The organism is Reichenbachiella sp. (genome assembly GCF_039941815.1).
Taxonomy (GTDB): Bacteria; Bacteroidota; Bacteroidia; order Cytophagales; family Cyclobacteriaceae; genus Reichenbachiella.
Genome location: NZ_JBDVDW010000020.1, coordinates 59,666 through 77,389 on the forward strand (window position 1 = coordinate 59,666; position 17,724 = coordinate 77,389).

General features: G+C 40.8%; 14 protein-coding genes. 7 read left to right on the top strand and 7 right to left on the bottom strand.

Annotated elements, in window-relative coordinates; genetic code table 11:
• The first annotated feature begins 176 nt into the window (after positions 1-176).
• On the top strand, positions 177-3,305 hold the full coding sequence (gene ccsA, locus ABJF11_RS03060) for a cytochrome c biogenesis protein CcsA (protein ID WP_348117982.1): 3,129 nt from the start codon (positions 177-179) through the stop codon (positions 3,303-3,305).
• Between the two features lie 149 nt (positions 3,306-3,454).
• On the opposite strand, the gene ABJF11_RS03065 is transcribed toward ccsA, so the two are convergent.
• Positions 3,455-3,730: a hypothetical protein gene (locus ABJF11_RS03065; protein ID WP_348117984.1), complete on the bottom strand. Its 276-nt coding sequence runs from the start codon at positions 3,728-3,730 to the stop codon at positions 3,455-3,457.
• A 265-nt stretch (positions 3,731-3,995) separates the two neighbouring features.
• On the opposite strand from ABJF11_RS03065, the gene ABJF11_RS03070 reads away from it, so the two are divergent.
• The 5 genes from ABJF11_RS03070 to ABJF11_RS03090 all read left to right on the top strand — a co-directional run bounded on the left by ABJF11_RS03070 (position 3,996) and on the right by ABJF11_RS03090 (position 10,812).
• A complete protein-coding gene (locus ABJF11_RS03070) occupies positions 3,996-4,385 on the top strand; it encodes a DoxX family protein (protein ID WP_348117985.1) in 390 nt (129 codons plus the stop codon).
• Between the two features lie 85 nt (positions 4,386-4,470).
• Positions 4,471-5,493, top strand: a complete 1,023-nt coding sequence (gene holA / locus ABJF11_RS03075) for a DNA polymerase III subunit delta (protein WP_348117986.1) — start codon at positions 4,471-4,473, stop codon at positions 5,491-5,493.
• An 81-nt stretch (positions 5,494-5,574) separates the two neighbouring features.
• Positions 5,575-8,538, top strand: coding sequence for a tetratricopeptide repeat protein (locus ABJF11_RS03080; protein ID WP_348117987.1), 2,964 nt, complete (start codon positions 5,575-5,577; stop codon positions 8,536-8,538).
• A gap of 7 nt (positions 8,539-8,545) precedes the next feature.
• Positions 8,546-10,198: a hypothetical protein gene (locus tag ABJF11_RS03085; protein WP_348117988.1), complete on the top strand. Its 1,653-nt coding sequence runs from the start codon at positions 8,546-8,548 to the stop codon at positions 10,196-10,198.
• Positions 10,199-10,269: 71 nt separating this feature from the next.
• Positions 10,270-10,812, top strand: a complete 543-nt coding sequence (locus ABJF11_RS03090) for a hypothetical protein (RefSeq protein WP_348117989.1) — start codon at positions 10,270-10,272, stop codon at positions 10,810-10,812.
• A 1-nt stretch (position 10,813) separates the two neighbouring features.
• Here the strand turns inward: ABJF11_RS03090 and ABJF11_RS03095 are convergent, their stop codons facing one another.
• From ABJF11_RS03095 to ABJF11_RS03115, 5 genes are all read right to left on the bottom strand, one after another.
• Entirely contained in the window at positions 10,814-12,550 is a 1,737-nt protein-coding gene (locus tag ABJF11_RS03095; RefSeq protein WP_348117990.1) for an ABC transporter ATP-binding protein, read from the bottom strand.
• Between the two features lie 124 nt (positions 12,551-12,674).
• Positions 12,675-13,550, bottom strand: coding sequence for a hypothetical protein (locus tag ABJF11_RS03100; RefSeq protein ID WP_348117992.1), 876 nt, complete (start codon positions 13,548-13,550; stop codon positions 12,675-12,677).
• Positions 13,551-13,586: 36 nt separating this feature from the next.
• Positions 13,587-14,495 carry a DMT family transporter gene (locus ABJF11_RS03105; protein ID WP_348117993.1) on the bottom strand — a complete coding sequence of 303 codons (909 nt, stop codon included), beginning with the start codon at positions 14,493-14,495 and terminating at the stop codon, positions 13,587-13,589.
• Positions 14,496-14,522: 27 nt separating this feature from the next.
• Positions 14,523-15,473: a bifunctional helix-turn-helix transcriptional regulator/GNAT family N-acetyltransferase gene (locus tag ABJF11_RS03110; RefSeq protein WP_348117995.1), complete on the bottom strand. Its 951-nt coding sequence runs from the start codon at positions 15,471-15,473 to the stop codon at positions 14,523-14,525.
• Positions 15,474-15,551: 78 nt separating this feature from the next.
• Positions 15,552-16,061, bottom strand: coding sequence for a GNAT family N-acetyltransferase (locus ABJF11_RS03115; RefSeq protein WP_348117996.1), 510 nt, complete (start codon positions 16,059-16,061; stop codon positions 15,552-15,554).
• A gap of 46 nt (positions 16,062-16,107) precedes the next feature.
• On the opposite strand from ABJF11_RS03115, the gene ABJF11_RS03120 reads away from it, so the two are divergent.
• A complete protein-coding gene (locus tag ABJF11_RS03120) occupies positions 16,108-16,503 on the top strand; it encodes a rhodanese-like domain-containing protein (RefSeq protein ID WP_348117997.1) in 396 nt (131 codons plus the stop codon).
• Between the two features lie 10 nt (positions 16,504-16,513).
• Here ABJF11_RS03120 and ABJF11_RS03125 read toward each other — a convergent pair whose 3' ends face one another.
• Positions 16,514-17,689: a DUF1343 domain-containing protein gene (locus ABJF11_RS03125; RefSeq protein WP_348117998.1), complete on the bottom strand. Its 1,176-nt coding sequence runs from the start codon at positions 17,687-17,689 to the stop codon at positions 16,514-16,516.
• Between the last annotated feature and the right edge of the window lie 35 nt (positions 17,690-17,724).

Genomic DNA, 17,724 nt, shown 5'->3' on the forward strand with positions numbered 1-17,724 from the left:
TCTTAGTACGTTTGCACTTAATATTATTTAGGAACCAATGTTGAGATGAATTATGATTCGCAAATAGTGTTATCAGAATTCATTTTGATGAGGTATATGTAGACTAAGGCTTTTTTAAATGACAGCTGACGGTTTGACTAAAGAAACAACGTGGAGAGGAATCTTATAAAATGATAATGAAATTTTTAAAACCACTGTTTTCAAATAAACTGACAACAGTACTCTTGGTGTTATATGCCTTTACCATGGCATATGCTACTTTTCTGGAAAATGATTTTGGCACACAAGCTGTGCTCTCCATTATATACAAAGCTTGGTGGTTTGAAGCCATCATGATTCTATTGGCACTCAATTTTGCCGGCAATATCTGGCGGTATAAACTCTATCGAAAAGAGAAGCTTTCAGTGCTTACTTTTCATGTGGCCTTTATCATTATTCTGATTGGAGCCTTTGTGACACGATATGCCAGCTTTGAAGGGCTTATGCATATTAGAGAAGGGGACTCAGCCAACAAGATCGTATCTCAGGATAGATACCTCATGGTGGATGTTAAGAAAGGTGATGAAGTAGAGCATTTCGAGAAGAAGCTCAACCTTTCTGTTTTCAAGCAACCTGATTTGAGCATTGAAATGGGTCAAGCTGATGAAATTCTAATCGAACCAAAGGCCTTTGTGCCTCAGGCAGAACAGCAAGTTATTGAATCAGAGACGGGATCAACCGTATTGAAAATAGTAACGACTTCTCAGCAAGGAAGAGAAAATTTGTACCTGGCGTCCGGCGGAGCTATACTCATCAATAATTATCCTGTCACCTTTGATCGCCCGGTGGATGGAGCAATCAATATCTTTAGTAAAGGGGAGGAGTTGTATATTCAGTCCCCATTTGAGATGAATTTTATGGTCATGGCCACTCAGACTGGTGGGGAGCTTCCCGCTGATACACTCATGCCATTAAGGACTCGTGCACTATATCGAAGCGAGAATACACAATTTGTAGTACCAGAGGTATATCAAAAAAGCGCCATTGTATATCTACCTGCCAAGGATCAGGAGAAAGGAAAATTATTAGAGGATTTGTTGTTTGTGAAAATTGATTCTGATGAAAGACAACAAGAGATCCTGCTTAGCGCATTTGATGGCAATTTTAGCGAAAAGCAACACTTGGAAATAGGTGATTATCATGTAGATATTAGCTACGGGCCCAAACCGATTGAGCTTCCATTCTCGATTGAGTTAAGAGATTTTCAGTTGGATCGATATCCAGGATCCACAAGCCCTTCATCATTTGCTAGTGAGGTGACTGTCATAGATGAAGACAGTTCGTTTCCATATCGCATCTATATGAACAACGTGCTGGACCATAGAGGCTATCGCTTTTTTCAAGCCTCATATGACAGTGACGCATTAGGTACCATTCTTTCTGTGAATCAGGATTTCTGGGGTACGAACATTTCGTATCTGGGATATAGTCTTATGACTTTGGGAATGCTTCTGACACTATTCGGTAAATATTCCAGATTTCAGACGATCAATAGTAAACTCAACCAATTGAAAACAAAGAAACTGGCAACCCTTCTGCTGTTCTTGTTTAGCTGGGGATTTACTCAGGCACAGGAAAGTCAAAGTAAATTCAATTATGCACAGTCCTTATTGAGAAATGAGATAGACAAGGAGCATGCTGCCGAATTTGGTAAGCTACTTGTGCAGGATATGGACGGTAGAATCAAACCGATTAATACGCTAGCCTCTGAGTTTTTACGTAAGGTACATGGCCGATCGAGCTTTACTGTAAGTGCAGACGGGTATACCGCAAAGCTATCCAGTGATCAAGTGTTTCTAATGCTCCACGTCAATCCTTTGACCTGGCAGCAGGTGCCTATAATCAAAGTAGACCCAGATGGTGGCAAGGAAATCATGGAGGTGATTGGCAAGAATGAAGATAAGTATTACTCTTTTATTGATTTTTTAGATAGAGAGGGAAATTATTTATTAGCAGAGCAGGTAGAACAAGCCAGCCGAAAAAAACCCGCAGTACAAAACGCCTTTGATAAAGAGTTAATAAAAGTAGATGAGCGCTTCAATGTGTTCTTCCAAGGTCTGGTCGGATATTATCTCAAGGTCTTTCCCAAAGAAGGAGACCCAGCCAATACCTGGTATGATTCAAATTTTGAGGAGCCGGTATTTAGCGGACAGGATTCTATTTTCGTGAGAAAAATTCTGACGATGTATTATCAGAGCATCATGCATTCGATTCGCGAAAACGATTGGAACCAAGCCGACTCTACTTTGGGATTTGTAAAACTATATCAGGTGAAAAGGGGGAGTGCAGTTCGACCTGATGAAAATATCATTCAAGCTGAATTGCTCTATAACAAACTCAAACTATTTAATCACCTATTTTCCTTTTTATGGATGACAGGTTTGTCCTTGCTGGTGGTGGCCATATTGAAAATATTTAAATCCGAGTCAACGATTATTCAAGTGACCAACAAAATATTAACGGCTTTAGTTTTTATAGGATTCCTTGCGCTGACATTCAATTTGGGGCTGAGATGGTACGCCTCCGGTCATGCCCCCTGGAGTAATGGATATGAGATGATCATCCTTGTAGGCTGGGGATTACTCTTCTTCGCTTTCATTTTTTATAAAAAATCAGATTTTGTTGTTCCGTTAGGAGCACTGTTCGCAGGCACACTTCTGTTTGTTGCATTTCTGGATTGGCTCAATCCTGAGATCACAAATCTGGTACCCGTCCTCAAATCGTATTGGCTAAAAATCCATGTAGCGATCATAGTGAGTAGTTACGCCCCTTTAGGCCTCTCGGCTCTACTTGGCTTGTTGACCCTGATATTCATGATTTTTGATAGAAGCAAAAATCCAAAAATCGATATCAGTATCAAGGAGATGACTTATATCAATGAGATGTCCATGACCATTGGACTGTTTTTGTTGACCATTGGTACATTCCTTGGAGGAGTTTGGGCGAATGAATCATGGGGACGCTATTGGGGCTGGGACCCGAAGGAGACCTGGGCTCTGATTTCTGTAATAGTATATGCAGTTGTATTGCATTTGAGATTGGTACCCAAGATGAACGATCGATATATCTTCAATGTAGCCAGCGTGATCGCCTTCTTCTCGATAATCATGACATCATTTGGAGTGAACTACTATCTGTCAGGTTTGCATTCCTATGCAAAAGGAGACCCGCTACCTATTCCGACGTTTGTCTATTGGACAGTAGCAGTCATATTGGCAATTTGCACATCGGCCTATTTTGCCCAGCGAAGGTATAAAGTGTCTTAAGACAATTTTATGATCCTCCAAAAGCTGTCGGATTAACTACAAGTGAATTTTGGGGGAGGACAAGTGCTTTAAGATTGCTATTTCAACAACAAAATAATTGGTCACTGCAGATTTTGACTTGGATAAACGAATCTAAGTCAATTCGAACTTCAATTGTTCCTGACCAAATAATCCAGCGCTTCACTCTTGGAATCAGACATTTGGATCCCTTCACCCTTAATCAGTACATTATATCCCTTTAGCAAAATCTTTTTTATTCCTGTTATGCTTAAGGTAGCTCCTTTTGCAGTTTTGGTTTTGTCTAATTTTTCTCTTTCTTCTTTTGCGAACTTCATGAAGTCAGAACTCAGGTAGGCATCAGTGTAGTCAAACAGTATTAACAAGTGCGGTTCTGCTTTGGCAAGCGAGTCATCCGAAACCGCCATCAACAAATCTCTAATTCGGGTGATGAATGACGCAATTTGCACCAATTAATGGCTATCTATTTACATAGACCGTTGCAAGGAAGCCCCTTGATTTCCCAAATTATTCTTCCTGCAAATTGAACTATCTGTTATCCATTTTTTGTTTAACTAATTGATAAAAATCAATCAGATGAAATACGCGTGGTTACCTGGTCATATCAATCTTAATTATTGAATTGACCACGCAATATCTAAAGTTGAATCTGTCAACTTCAAATTACTACAAATGAAAAGAAATATAATAGCTTGGGTTTTTCAAATTTTGATGGGTGCACTCTATGTGATTGAGAGCACGGGTAAAGTAACCTCACAACCAGAAGTAATAGCCATGTTTGATCATTGGGGATACCCTTATGGTTTTTATTTGATTATAGGTGGGTTGGAATTGCTTGGAGGCATTTTATTGTTTTATCCAAAAACCTCTGGTTATGCGTCGATTATTTTGATCGCCGTGATGATAGGTGCGACCATTACCCATATTGTTCATGATGAAGGTCTCATTGTATTGCGCCCTTTAGCTTATATGGCTGGTCTTATTATTGTTTTTTATATTAGGTTTATTCAAGATATGAAAAACGATGATACGGAATATTTCCCATTGAACGAAGGCGCCTGATTTTTGTAAAGTGTTCGCTCATTTAACCCATTTTCTCTGATTAATTTCATTTATTTGCCATCTCAGACTTTTACAAAAAACAAGAGTGGCCGTTACTTACCAAGATGTAATAAGTGATCTTAAAAACAATAAATATGCACCCGTGTATTTTCTTCAGGGTGAGGAGTCTTTTTTTATTGATGAGGTCACTCAATATATAGAGAAAAACGCGATGGATGAAGGCATGAGAAGCTTCAATCAGGTCGTGTTGTATGGGAAGGATGCAGACATTCCTTCTATTCTCAATCATGCCAAGGGGTTCCCTATGATGGCCGAGCGCAAAGTCGTCATCGTCAAAGAAGCGCAAGAAATCGCTGGTTTTTTAAAAGAGGAGAATGAGAAGATGCTGATCCACTACCTCGAAAATCCACAGCCATCAACCGTTCTTGTTTTTGGGTACAAATATAAGACCCTGGACAAGCGTAAAAAATTAGGAAAGATCATCGATCAAAAGGCCGTCATGATCACAGCGGCCAAGTTCTACGACAATCAGATCCCAGCGTGGCTAGAGTCTTTTGTGAAATCACGCAGTAAGACCATTGATCAAAAAGCTTTGCAATTGATCGTCGAGAACATAGGTAACAACCTCACTAGAATTGCCAATGAGGTAGACAAAATGCTAATTAATATAGGCGAAGAGTCAAAGATCACTAGCGATCACGTCTATAAATACATTGGAATTAGTAAAGAGTACAATGTCTTCGAATTGCAAAAAGCACTCTCGTTTAAGAATGTAATGAAGGCCAACGAGATCATTACTTATTTCAAATCTGATCCTAAGTCTAACCCGATCATTCCGATTATTGCCAACCTGTTTTCTTTCTATAACAAGCTCCTGCTGCTGCATCACTCAAAAGACAAGTCCGATAAGCATTTGGCATCTTTATTGGGAGTGCATCCATTTTTCGTCAAAGAATATATTATGGCAGCTAAAAACTATCCTATAGGAAAAGTAGTAACTAATATTAGACACATAAAGATCGCCGATATGAAATCAAAAGGTATTGACTACCCTAGTCAGCCCGAAGGAGAGATATTGAAAGAGCTGATCTTCAATTTGATTCATTAATTTTTCTTTGAATAATTTAATAGTCCTTCAAAACCTTCGTTATAGCATAATCGATTGCGAAAAGAACAAAATCTATCGGCCTTGAAAATCATCAAATCATCCTCGACATTTATTCTATTATTTTTAATGATTTTGATCAGTCGTGGTGGTTATACACAGCCTACTGTCGATTTGTCGGATCGATTTGACTATGCAAAAACTTTGTATGATGGAGGTGTTTTTGATGGTGCCAGAGTAGCGTTTTCTCAAATTAATCAAGAGCCGTTTAGGGCAGCTTCGGTCTATTATATGGCAGTGAGTGCTATCAAGGCAGGACATTCGGATGGTGAAAGTCTGATGCAGGCATTTATAAAAAAATATCCTTATCACCTTTATTCACAAGAAGCTTATCTCGTAATAGCGGAGTTCTATTTCATTAAAGGCCGGTACACTGAAGCCCTCGAAAACTATAATCGATCTGTTGGAGACCTTACGCATCAGCAATTGTTTAATAAAGGATTCTGTGAATTCATGTCCAATCTCAACGAGGAAGCACTTGTTACCTTCAATAAACTTGAGGGGACCTTTTCGACATACGAATATGATGCAGCATACTTTCAAGGAGTGATATATTATAAAGGAGGTGCCATGGAAGATGCCTACGCAGCGTTGAGTACTGCACTCCAATCAGAGAAGTATCGAAGTCCCGCAAGTGAGCTCTATGTTGGTGCTCTATTTCAGGGTAAACGCTATCAAGAACTTATTGGGTTCGTGGAAAAAGAACTCTCCCCAACAGAAAACGGACTCGTGCTCAATCGGCTGGCAGACACTCAATTTGCTCTTGAGAAATACCGATCAGCAGCGATCAGCTATGCTGAGCTGCTAGACAATCAAAATGGGCACCGAACTGTGGACAACTACTTTAGAGCCGGTTTTAGCCAGCTAAAAATAGAAAACCAAGAGAAGGCCGAGGCTTATTTGAAAAAATCAGCCGTATCAGATGATACCGTGGGAGCTTACGCGTCTTACTATCTGGGTATAATTTATGAGAATCAGAAAAATCTCCAATTTGCGATCAGCTCCTTCGAAAATACGGCTAAGTCCAGCACTGGTTTGTCCGAAGATGCACTTTACCATCAGTCTAGATGTCTCATGGAAGTGCCTAACTATCAGGAAGCCATCAATAGTCTAAATGACTACAAGGCCAGATTTCCAGAAGGTAGATATGAGGGTACTGTTGATGAAATGCTGGGTACGGCATACGCCAATACGAATAATTATGATCAGGCCATAGCTTATATTGAGAGACTGGAACGCCTCTCTCCGCAACTCAAGCGTACGTACCAGCGAGTATCATTTTTGAAAGGGGTGACGCTATTCAACGACAAAAAATTTGAGGAGGCAAAAGAGGTTTTTCAAGGCGCCTTACTTCATGACGAGAATAATGCGATTACGCAGCAAAGCTATTTCTGGATGGGTGAGACTCTTTCTCTATTAAATGAGCTTGATGACGCAATATTTTATTATAGAAGTGTACAACATGCGCCGGATCAGTTGGTCTACCTCAAGGCTCAGTATAGTAAAGCATATGTGTATTTCAACGAAAAAGATTACGCCAGTGCTTTTGACACCTTTTCGAAATTTATTTCTGAGGAGAATAAAGCCTTGGATCAAAGATATCGAACGGATGCCTTACTCAGAATGGGGGACTGTCAGTATGCGATGAAAGGGTACACAAGAGCAATTGATTTTTACAAGAAGGCACAACAAACTGGTAATAAAAATCTAGATCATATCTACTTTCAAATTGGTCTCTTGAATAGGTATTTGGAAAACCATAGGGCAGCTAAACAATATTTTAGCCTGTTGATCAAAGAGTTGCCTAATTCCCCAAAGGTGGACCACGCCTACTTTCAGATAGCACAGATTGAATTTGAAAAGGGCAGTCAGAAAGAAGCTATTAGAGGCTTTGACACTTTTCTTGCTCGCCATCCGTCTAGCGAATTCGTGCCATTTGCCTTATTGAATCAGGCGGTCGCTTATGATAATGAAGCTCAGTACGATAGGAGTATTTCTAACTACAAGGAAATTCTCGATCGATTTCCTAAGCACAAGACAGCCAACAGCGCACTACTAGGATTACAGAGTCATAATGCAGCAAGTAGATTTGATGAATTTGATACCTATCTAAAACTATTCAAAGAAGCAAACCCAACCAGTGGAGCACTTGAGAACGTTGAATTTGAGTCGTCTAGAGCCAACTATTACAATCAACAGTATGCAGCTGCTATAAAAGGCCTGCGTTCATTTGTCTCAGCGTACCCGAATAGTTCATTTGTACTGGAAGCGAAGTACTTGATTGGAGATGCGTATTATAGATCTGAGCAGTTAAATGAAGCACTGGTATCCTTCAAGCAATTGGAAAACACGCACGATTATGCCAAATACTCAAAGGTGCTCAACCGTATTGCCACTATTTATAAAAATACTGGTGAAGCTAAGACGAGCAACGAATACTATTATAAAATGGGAAGCCTTTCGCTTTCGGCCAAAGATGTTATTCATGTAAATAACGGTCTAATGGAAAATTACTTTGCATTAGGCATTTATGATTCAGCCAAATACTATGGCAATCAATTGCTGGTCAACCCAAGAGTAAGTGCAATGGACGGCGCGCAGGCCGGTCTAATCATTGGCAAGTCAGAATATTTTAGTGGCAATTTGGAACTGGCACTCCAGAGTTTTTTACCGCTTGTGGCTAATGCCCCTGATGAGAGAGGAGCGGAAGCATATTACTATATCAGCAAAATTTATTTTGATCAGGCCAAATATGATCTTGCGCTAGAGAGCTTGTTTATTCTCACCAATAATTTTCAGGCCTATGAGCGATGGCTTGGTGAAGCCTACCTACTGATGGCCACGATATACATTGAGACCAATGAACTTTTTCAAGCCAAAGCAACGCTCAATTCCCTCATAACACATGTTGCACTTAAGGATATCAAGCTTAGAGCGCAGGAGAAACTGGAAGACATTGAAGATTCGATCGATTCAAATGAAGAATAAAGAAATCATGAATAAAGTAATCAAACACTTATTCTTACAAAGCATTTTCACTTTTCCTATGTTGGTGGCGTCAGCACAAACAGAGAGCGAAGTGTCGGGGGAAGTTCAGGATGCAGAGGTGGTCATCGAAAAGGAAAGAAAGATCGAATTGCCGCAAGAAACAAAAGTCTACGAATTTATCAAATGGAGCCCTGAAGTTGAGCAAGCAGAAGGTATACCAGCAGAGTACAGGTGGTTTGACTATCCTATGAGAACTGTTCTGGTTGATTCTATCTCAGCTAATGTCGTATCAGAGGAGAGCCTGATAGATTATCAGAATTTTGGTAGGGCAGGTATAGGTAATTATGGTTCGCCCTTGTTCGACTTGAGCTTGACTAATGCTTTTGACGCAAATACGATTGTAGGTGCCAATGTCAAGCACAAATCATTTTCAAAGGGCGAAGTGGATGAAGAAAACAGTGCAAGTGCGTCTTCAGAAGTTAGTATTTGGGGCGCGCTCATGAACGATCAGTTCAGCATTAACTCTGCCTTGGGGTATCAGTCAGAAAGGAGTTATTACTATGGCTATCCAGAAGGTACCATAGTTAGTAATTCAGAGATTAAGCATAGCTCTAATTTCGTAAATTTTGATATTCAACTGGATGACAGTTTCCTGAAAGATGATTGGGGATATTATGCCAATACTGGGTTCAGGCATTATTCTGATAATTTTGAGGCCAGTGAAAATACCCTGCTTATTCAGGGAGGGCTGGACTATTTAGAAAAATTCTTTCTTGACACTGATATGGCCTTCTCGAGTTACAGTGATATAGGGATAGACGTGACACGCTCCTTCGTCCGACTCAATCCATACTACAGAATAGTGCTTTCGGATTTGACATTGGATGTTGGACTTTCAGCCAGTCTTCAGAATGATGATGTTCCGGATTTAGCGGGAAGTAGATTTTTACCGTATTTAAATGCAAAATATCAGCTTAATGACAGCTACTATGCCTTTGCCAAATTGGATGGAGGGTTTACATTCAACTCCTTATATGAGACTGCAAAGGATATCAACATGCTCAATCAATCTACAGTCATTGTCAATTCAGATCGTTTGATAGATCTGTCCGCTGGTATTGCAGGAAGGCCGATAGATCAACTTAGTTTCAAATTGACCACCGGATACAAGGTCGTGAATTATTTACCTGTATTGATCAATAATGTTACAGATCAGTCTAGGATTGATGTTTTTTATGCGTCAGAGAACACCGATATTTTATGGGCAGAAGGGGAAGCACTGTACAAAATCAATGAAGCGCACGAATTTGCCGTTAGGCTTGGCGCTTACAATTATTCGTCCAGCAGCTTCGATCAAATATATCACCGTCCAACTACCTCGATATCGTTGTCCGGTAGTCATGATGTATTTCCCAAATTCAATGCCAGTTGGTACTTTTCCTATCTTGGTGGCCTCAAGGCCGATGGAAGGTTAACTACCGATGCTGACATCAGCTTAGATCCAATTACTCAATTGGAATTGAGATTACACTATCAGCTAAAGGAGCAGTGGGGTGCATTTTTATCTGGCGAGAACCTCTTTGGACAGCAATTCGAACGGTACTTGTATTACACCCAGCGAGGAGTTCAAATCAAGGGTGGAATTACCTTTAAATTTTGATTTTGAGGTATTGGCTTGACTTTTTCTCTAAATTTTGCTTTATTGTACCATCAGCATCATTAGGGAAAGTTATGAAAAAGGGCTTATTCATTATATTGAATTGTCTACTTGGATTTACACTTTTTGCCCAAGACATTACTGACAATGGACCAGCGAATCTCCAATCTCTTTGCACTGCAGAGTCTTGTGTCTACATTACCTTCTCTTCCACCATCTATTTCCCATTTCCTGAGGATAAAGAGTGGGAGATTAGAAATATGGAGATAGCCACCAAGAACAGCGGTGATTTCTTGGCAACAGGAGATCTGTATGTTCACGGCATTGACACGGCAGCAATATTAAATTTAGAACTTGTTTTTATTTCAAGTGAAGACAAGGAGCTATTTCGGTATACAATTCCAGAATTTGAGTTTTACAATGAACCCACAACGGCAGAGCCCATTGTGATTTCGGGAAAGATGGATGCCGGATTGGCTTTGGCCGTGAGCTATGTAGACGTCGACATCAACAATAGCCGTAGATTGCCATACTATGAGATCTCGTCCGACTGCTATCTTGCTTGCAAGGAGCATAAGCTCAAAGAAGCCATGAAGGCTTTTAAGAAGGCGAAGTAAGCTATATTCTGGCTTGATAGGTATACAAATCATAGTATCGCCCCTCTTTGGCGATCAACTCATCGTGTGTGCCAGATTCAGCCACTTTTCCTTGTTCTATGACCAAAATCTGATCTGCCTGCTTGATTGTGCTCAGTCTATGCGCAATTACGAAGGTTGTCCTTCCTTGCATGAGTGTTTTTAGACTTTCCTGAATGAACGATTCACTTTCCGTATCTAGGTTTGATGTTGCCTCATCCAGTATCAAGATCCTTGGATCTGCTAATACAGCTCTTGCGATAGCTATTCTTTGTCGTTGGCCACCGGATAGTTTTACACCACGTTCGCCAATCACCGTGTCTAGTCCATCTTCGAATCGATCGGTAAATTCTTGAACATGCGCTGCTTTCACAGCTTCCAATAGCTGTTCTTCTGTAGCATCAGGACGAGGAAAAAGAATATTTTCTCTAATCGTACCTTCAAAGAGGAAGTCATCCTGCAGTACCACACCCAATTGTTTTCTATAGCTATTCAGAGTGACTGTTGATAAATCCGTGCCATCAAGAAAAATTTGACCCTCTTGCGGGCTGATAAACGAAGCCACCAAACCTGCTATAGTCGATTTCCCAGAACCCGAGGTGCCGACCAAGGCCGTAACAGAGCCTGGTTTGGCACAAAAACTGACCTTATTGATCACATGCTTTTCTTCTTCGTAGGCAAAACTTACATCCTCAAACCTGACCTCACCATTTACACGACCTAAGTCTACAGTCCGTGCTGGATTTTCATCTTCAGTAGCCATAGACATGATTTCCTCTGTCCGGTCCAGACCTGCAAAAGCCTCAGTGATTTGGCTGCCGATGTTGCTCATCTGCACAATAGGAGCAATCATAAATCCTAAGTATAGTGTAAAGGAGATGAACTCTCCGTAGGTCAGATCATCATTGATAATCATATACCCACCGATACCCATAATACCAGCGGTAGCCAGCCCAAGCAGGAAAGTAGCAGAGCTAGTGACCAATGCGGTAGAGGTGAGGCTCTTTTTTACATTTTCATACAACCTCAGTGCACCAGTTTCAAAGGTCTTAATTTCTTGTTCCTCTGCGTTAAATCCTTTTATTACCCGGATGCCATTGAGCGTTTCAGTTAGTCGCCCTGTCACTTCGGCATTGATTTTTCCTCGATTTCTAAAAATGGGACGAATGTAGCTGAATGCTTTCAGAGAAATGACGCCAAAAATGACAACCGGTACCAGTACATATACAGTCATCATTGGGCTGATTCGAATCAATAAAATAAGCGACAGGATAGCCGCCAGCGAACCCCCAAAAAGTTGTACCAGGCCAGTGCCAACCAGATTTCGGACGCCTTCGACATCACTCATGATTCGAGAGACCAGAGCGCCACTCTTATTTTCATCAAAAAAGTTGATAGGAAGCTGTACAATTTGCTTTTGTACTTTCACCCGTAGCTGAGCGATTAGATGTTGTGCCTCGACACTCAAGAGCCGTGTCAATGCAAAACTGGTTGCCGACTGGACAACGATAGCTCCAACTACAATGACAAGCAGAGTCTTAAGCATGTCATAGTCCTTATTGCTAATGACGTTGTCTATCAAGTACTGACTAGCACCTGGTAAAACTAGTCCTGCGACCCGACTGATGATAATCAGCACTAGTCCAAGGAGTAGTAAATTTTTTCTGGGTAATACAATGGTTTTGAAGACATGTCCGAGGGACGCTTTCTGATTGCTCATACGAATGGTTAAAAATTCTTTGTTCTATTACGACAAATAGAACTAATAGATTAGAATATCGAGCCTATTCATTAAAAAAGTATGGGAATTAAATATAGCCTAAGAGGTAATTTGAGGATTCAGACTATTCTTCATCTATGACCACAGCCATCCATTTCCGATCAGGGCTTACGGCGAGGCGAGAGGCCACCGATAGTTGGAAAGTGTCCATATTGGCAATCAGTACCCAAGATTGATCAGTTTCTGGATTGAATTTGTATATTTTCTTATTGTTACTCAAGAATGCCGTGCCATCAGAGGCCCAAACCATATCTTCTGCACCTTTAATACACTCGGTGATATAAGTGACCTTATCGGTAAATGGATCATAGCTATTGAGATACCAGATATCATCCGATTCCTTGTGAATAAAGCTAACAGCCTTCTGATTTGGGATTCTACTCAACGATCTGCCAGGATTCATCATGATGATCTTAAACTGCGAACTCTTAGTATTCCATTCTTGCAGTGATGGGGGAGATCCCAAAACGAATGAAAAGACAGTTTTGCGATCAAACCAGCAGTAGTATCCAATTTTTTGTTCAGAAGGAATGATTTTTGGCTCACCGCCCTTCAAGGGATATTTGGCAAGTACCTGAGTGCCATCTTTGGATAGTATTATAGAGGAGATGTATTTCCCATCAGGTGTAGGTTTAGGAGAATATTCACTACCAGGTGTATTTGTTAGTCTGGTTTTCTCTTTGGTATTGAAATTCAGTTTTACAATATCAGTTTGATCATCGAAGGTAGCGGCGTACACTATTTCCTCATTATTCAAAAACATGGGCTGATTGTCGTAGCCAGCATTATTGGTGAGGTTGGTTGGCTTGGCAAGCCGATAAGTTCCTTCGGTTTCGGTTAGCTCAAATAAGAATACTTCAGTGGATGGTTGCGATTCTCCCACTGAAAATTTGGCCAAAAGTACTAATGCAATCAGTACGGTGGTAATAATTCGACTCATAGAATAAAAGTACAAATATTATTTTGTTTTCAAAGGCTATTTAGACTTAACTGCCAGAATTGCTCCGCCTATGACAGCTAAAGCACTAACAAATCCCATTGCTGAGAGTTCGTCTGAGGCAATCCAGCTTACTTCCAAATAGGACAATGCGGTCATTACAAAAATCGTAATAAGTGGGTTCAACGTAATGATAATTCCCACTTTGTTGGCATCGGCATACTTAAAGGCTTCACCTAAAAAGCTATACGCTAACAGCGTATTCAGTCCTAAAAACAACATCAGAAACCACATCCCTATACTCATTTGAAAAATACTTTGATAATCGACGAGAGGAGCCAAAGCCACCGTGGAGAATATGAAAAGAATAGAATTAATAATTCTGACTGGATATGTGCGTACAAGTATCTTCTGACAAACAGCATATATGACCCAACATAGCGCAGCCAGTAATACGTAGAGCGACCCACTGTTGTAGACCGACCGTTCAGCTTCATGGGTGTTGTCGAGTTGGGTGAGATAGAAAAAGTAGAATCCTGCTGCTGCTATTACGATCCCTGTCAGCTGACGTCGAGAAATCTGCTCCTTGAAAAAGACGATTCCAATGACGCCAAGCACCAGCGGAGCAGATTGAATGATGATTTGAGCATTGTTAGGCGAGGTGAGCTGGATGCCAGAGATATAGCCTACATAGTTGAGACATAGCCCTGCTGCAGCTACTAGCGCTAGCCACGGAAATTTCTTTAACGCCGCAAATTCTCCTGGTTTCTTTACTTGAATAAAGACCAGGATGAGCACGGAGGCAATCGAGAAGCGAAACCAAGAGACCGTTATTGGGTCAAGGACTGCTACTGAGACTTTTAGTGCAATGGCAAGAAATCCCCACAGGAGTGCGGTTAATAAGGCGAATATCAAACCTCTTCGCTGCTGATTAGAATGATCGGTCATATTGTAAATTATGCTGCGAAGATACGCTTATATCAGTATTTCCATTTCGATATCACATCTTTCATATACTGATTTATCGCCAAAGTGCTGTCCGGACTTAAAGCCTAATGATTTGTATAGGTTAATAGCGGGAGTGAGTTTTTTATTTGATTCTAAAATGACCTTCTCGGCGTGGAGTGATTTAGCCTTTTCCAGTACAGACAAGCCTAGTTTCTTGCCGATTTGTAGACCCTGGCACTTCTCTGTGACAGCCATTTTAGCCAATTCAAAAACCTGATCGCTGAGTTTGATTAGTGCACAAGTACCAACTATCTCGTCCTTATATCTGGCGAGTTTGATAGCTCCTCCAGGCTCAATGATGTACTTATCAGGATCCTCAAGTGTTTTTTTGTCTTCATCTTCCAGTTTGAAGTATTTTTCTATCCACTCCACATTCAATCTCATGAAGTCCTTTGCAAATTGCGGTTGATAGTCTATGATTTCAATCTGACCCATCAATCGGGCCTTACGATGGCTTTGCACTCTTTCGTACATAGGTGTTTGCTCAAAGTCGTCTTCACACTGCTCTATCGCACATAAAATGTTGTGGGTATGTTTACTGATCATCTCGTTGAGTGCATTGGATATGTCCGACCAAATAGACTCAATACCGGGTAGGAGATCTCGGCCTTTTTTTGAGAGTACGAGATTTCTTTTCCGCGCATCCGTGCTGCTCAATGTGCTTTCGATCAAGCCATTCTTCTCTAGCTCCTTTACCAGTTGACTCACAGATGGATGTTTGAAGCCTACAGCTTCGGCAATTTCTGTTACTGTCATTTGTTTGGATTGTGAGATCGCATGATAGACTGGAAACCATTTGGGTTCGAAATCAATTTTATTATCAGTGTAGATCTTTTTTCCGTCCTTCATGATCTCTTCACTCAATCGCTTGAGCCTGCTTCCAAGAGCTAGTTCGCCTAATTGCTTTACAGTATCCATATATAAAAGTAAATAAAAACGTAGTTAACTACGTAAATATGTTTATTAAAATTGAAAATCAATAAGAAATAGTAGAAATTATTGTTTTAATTCAAAAAAGGCGACCTCTGTATTATAACAGAATGAGTCGGCTACATATTCAAACCCGCATTTTCGAAGTACGTTTTTGGAAGCTTCATTTTCGAGTGCAGTGATAGCCACCAGCTCGTTGATTCCAAGTTGGTGCCTGGCATATTCGATGACGGCCAAAGTAATTTCTGTGGCTAGACCTTGCCCCCAAAAGTCCTTGTGAAGTCTATAGCCGACTTCAATTTTCGGCGTATTCTCCAGATGCTTAATTCCAGCCCATCCGATGAATTCATTGTTGCAATTGAGGTAGGCGGGCATAAGTCCGTACCCATTTTTCTGATATTCCCTCAGCTTGGTTTCCAACCATTGTTTGGATTGATCCCCGGTTTTGGGTTTCCCATCAGTAATGAATCGCATGATATCGGGATCAATATCCAGCATCCTGACTTGCTCTATTGTCAGCTTATCCGGCGATTGTAAATAAGTTCTATCAGTAGTGATCAGAGGTGTAGCAGTCATGCTTCAGATTGATTATCTTAGTATTCAAAATTAAACATATTCGAAAATGAAAAACTCCATTTTTGCTTCAATTTTAGTTCTGGTTGGGTTTTGTATGATGTTGTCTAGCTGTACGGCTCAAATCAACGAAAGACTTTCGGCTGAAGAATTCAAGGAGATGATAGAAAATGAATCGGATGACTTTGTGATCATGGATGTGCGAACTGATGAGGAAATTGCGCTCGGCAAGTTGATTGGTGCTCAGCAAGTGAACTTTCGTGATGAAGACTTCGAAGAACAGCTAAAACAGCTGGACAAAGAGTTGACCTATTATGTATACTGTGCGGCTGGCGGACGAAGTGGAAAAGCAGCTGCTAAAATGAGTGAATTAGGTTTTGCCAAGGTCTATGACCTGAAAGGTGGAATCAATGCCTGGAGAGAACAGGGCTATGATCTGCAATAAATAAGCAGGTCTAATATAATAGGTACTTTAGTCTCAATTCTTTGTAAGCAGTTAGATCATCTTGCCAGCTCGCCTTGATTTCGTCTTCTGTCAGGCCATCTTCGATCTGGCGTCTTAGCCTTTTTGTACCCGCCAGATTCGTGAAGAATGAATTGAAAAACTCTTCCTTAGCACTGGACTTTTGATAAAACGTCAGCAGATAATTCAAGTCAATTCCGGATGAAGCCTTAATGGCTCTAAGATCTTGTCCAAAGCAGACCCTGTCTTCATGCTTAGGGTACTTCGAGGCCTCGGGAATACTCCTAGGTATAAATTCGAAATTTCCAAAAGTAGAGTCAGGAAAACCTATTACTTGAAATGGAAATGGAGTTCCTCTACCCATGCTCACATTTGTACCCTCAAACAGGCCCAAGGTTGGATAGAGTGCAATAGACTGCTCATTGGGTAAATTTGGAGAAGGCTTAATGGGAAGCGAATAGGGTGTCTGGTGTGTCCAGTTTTTTAGCGGTATGATTTTCAATTTCAGCTGATCGGCAGTATCGATCCAGCCTTCACCTTTTATCATCCTTGCCAGCTCCGCCAACGTAGTACCGTACACAATCGGGATGGGATGAAGTCCTACAAAAGATGTATACTGCGGTTCCATCACTGGCCCATCGATATAGTGGGCGTTTGGATTGGGTCGATCCAAAATCATAAATTCGATGTTCTGTTCGGCGCATGCCTCCATCATGTAGTGCATAGAGCTGATATAGGTATAAAATCGCACGCCTGCATCCTGAATATCAAATACTACAATGTCGATTCCTTCCAATTGTTTTGCAGTGGGCTTTACTTTTTTACCATATAGAGAGACTATAGGTAGTCCTGTCACCTGATCCGTCTCATCGAAGACCTTTTCTCCATTAGCCAAATCTCCTCTAAAACCGTGTTCAGGAGCAAAGACAGTTTTGATAGAAACATTATGAGAAAGGAGTGTGTCCAATAGGTGAGTTTGCCCAATCATAGAGGTATGATTCACCAGGAGAGCAACAGATTTACCATTCAGCACAGGTAAGATTTGATCCAATTGTTCAGCACCAGTGATGATCTTCGGTTGATCACTAGACTGAGCCAGGCAACCAAACTGAATCAGAAAGACCAAGGCGACAATTATGCGATTAAAGTATTTGATTATCCTCAACAATTTTGACCCGATTTATTTATTTTACAGCTTTTACT